The following is a 2,348-nucleotide window of genomic DNA, read 5'->3' as shown; positions in this document are numbered from 1 at the left end:
CGGCTCTGTCGCTGATCTTGTTGCGGGCGTGCGAGCCCTGGTTCTGCGATCCTGTTCGGCGTGTCTTGATCAGGGTTTTGGGTTGCTGTTTCCGCAGTTCGCGTCGATGCGTGTGCTTTCCGTCGAAGCGGTCGAGGGCTCGGTGGTGTTCACGGTCCGGTCGGGCGGGTCGAGTGCGACATGCCCGCGGTGCGGGGTGGTGTCCGCGCGGACGCATGGCGGGTATCGCCGGTCTCTGATGGACGCGCCGGTGTCGGGGCAGCGGGTGCGGATCACGGTGGCGGTGCGCCGGTTCCGCTGTGTCCACGAGGGGTGCGCCGCGGTGACGTTCGCCGAGCAGATACCGGGGCTGACCGCGCCGTTCGCGCGCTTCACCCCGAGTGCGCAGCGGCATCTGGCGGTGCTCGCGCTGGCGCTGGCCGGGCGCGGTGGGGCGCGGGTGTCCACGCGGCTGGGCCTTGAGGTGGCCAAGGACACCTTGATCCGGCTGATTCGCTCCCTGCCGATCCCGGCTTCGGGCACGGTCGAGCGCCTGGGCGTGGACGACTTCGCGTTCCGCAAGGGCCATGTCTACGGCACGATCCTGATCGACATGGACACGCACCGGCCGGTCGATGTCCTGCCGGACCGGGAGGCCGACACCCTCGCGGCCTGGCTGCGCGAGCATCCTGGGACCGAGGTCGTGTGCCGGGACCGCTCCGGCGCCTATGCCCAGGCCGTGGTGACTGCGGCCCCCGACGCGATCCAGGTGGCGGACCGGTTCCACCTGTGGAAGAACCTGTGCGAAGCAGCGGGCAAGACGGTCGCCGCCCACCACGGATGCCTGCGGGCCATGCCACCTGAGCCGGGCGAGCCCGAGCTGGAGACCGCACCGCCGGTGCCGATACCGGAGGCCGCGCCAGTACCGGAGCGGCGGCTGGTCACTCGCACCCGCGAGCGGTTCGCGCAGGTCCACTCCCGCCTCGATGCCGGGCTCTCGCGCTCGGCGATCAGCCGGGAGCTGAACCTGGACATCCAGACCGTGCGCCGCTTCGCCAACGCCACGCGTATCGAGGAGCTACTCGTCAAGGCCGAGAACCGGTCCACGAAGGTCGACGAGTTCACCGATGTGGTGGGCGAGATGTGGAACAGCGGCCACTGCGACGGCGCGCAGATCACCGAGCGGATCCGCGAACTCGGATACACCGGCAGCGAACGGACCGTGCGCCGGTACCTACAGACCTTCCGCACCCCCGGCACCAGCTCGAGCCACCCCGGCCCGCACCGTCGCGGCGCACCGACTGCTCCGCCGATCCCGAAGCCGAACACGATCAGCCGGTGGCTGCTCACCCATCCCGACCACCTCGATCACGATGACACCGGCCAGCTCGCCGGGCTGCTCGAGCAGTGCGAGCACCTCGGGCAGTTGGCCGCGCACGTGCGCTCGTTCGCCGCCATCATGACCAACCTACGCGGGGCCGAGATCACCGGCTGGATCACCGCCGTCGAGGCCGGGGACTTGCCGTATCTGACCTCCTTCGCCGCCGGCCTGCGCCGCGACCTGGACGCCGTCACCGCCGGGCTGAGCTTGCCCTACTCCTCCGGCGCGGTCGAGGGCAACGTCAATCGCATCAAAACCTTGAAACGCGGCATGTACGGACGGGCCGGATTCGATCTGCTGCGCGCCAGGATCCTGCTGGCGCGCTGACCCCGGCCCGGCCCGACGCCGCCGGTAGGCTCACCTCCATGCCCCGCCGCACATCCCGGATCGCCCCCGGCGACATCGAATACCTCCCCACCAGCACCACCGAGCAACTCGCCCACGCCGACGCCCTGCGCCGACGCGGCGAAGCCCACCCGGATCGTCGCGCGCAGTGCTACGCCGAAGCCGCCGAATACTACGCCGCCGCCGGGCACAACGAGACGGCCGAGGAACTGTTCCGCACCGCGCTCGAAGACGGCGGCCACGTCGCCGGCAGCCTCCACGGCTTCTACGCCGAGTTCCTCTTCACCCAGCACCGCCCCGACGAGGCCCTCGCCCTGATCGAAACCGCCCGCAAGCAGCGCCCCGACGACCCGGACGTGTTCGTCATCATCGGCGAGACCCTCGACGAGCACGGCCACCACGAGCAAGCCGCCCGCTGGCTGACCACCGGACTGGTCCGCTACTACGGCGACCTCACCGAAATCACCACCGACGACCTCGAAGACGACCCCGACGGACGGATCATGGCCGCCGACCGCCTCCGCGCCCGCCGCAACGCCGAACTCGCCCCCGACCACATCGACAACCTCATCGCCGCCCTCATCGAGAACACCAACGAGGCCTGACGCCAGGACCCTGCAACAAGATCAGCGACAGAGCCTGT

At 70.2% G+C, this 2,348-nt stretch carries 2 protein-coding genes; both read left to right on the top strand.

The features are described from left to right. The first annotated feature begins 106 nt into the window (after positions 1–106). Entirely contained in the window at positions 107–1,687 is a 1,581-nt protein-coding gene (locus KDL01_RS40570; protein ID WP_212534046.1) for an ISL3 family transposase, read from the top strand. 38 nt (positions 1,688–1,725) lie between these two features. After that, complete coding sequence (locus KDL01_RS44985; RefSeq protein ID WP_212534045.1) at positions 1,726–2,310, top strand: tetratricopeptide repeat protein; 585 nt, start codon at positions 1,726–1,728, stop codon at positions 2,308–2,310. The last annotated feature ends 38 nt before the right edge of the window (positions 2,311–2,348 follow it).

Origin of the sequence: Actinospica durhamensis, from assembly GCF_018139695.1 — a bacterium.
In the GTDB taxonomy this organism is placed as follows: domain Bacteria; phylum Actinomycetota; class Actinomycetes; order Streptomycetales; family Catenulisporaceae; genus Actinospica; species Actinospica durhamensis.
This window is presented reverse-complemented; position numbering and strand designations above follow the sequence as displayed.

Excerpts from the sequence above, each read along its gene's own strand:
- KDL01_RS44985 (WP_212534045.1), top strand. The coding sequence starts at position 1,726 with ATGCCCCGCCGCACATCCCGGATCGCCCCCGGCGACATCGAATACCTC.
- KDL01_RS40570 (WP_212534046.1), top strand. The coding sequence starts at position 107 with ATGCGTGTGCTTTCCGTCGAAGCGGTCGAGGGCTCGGTGGTGTTCACG.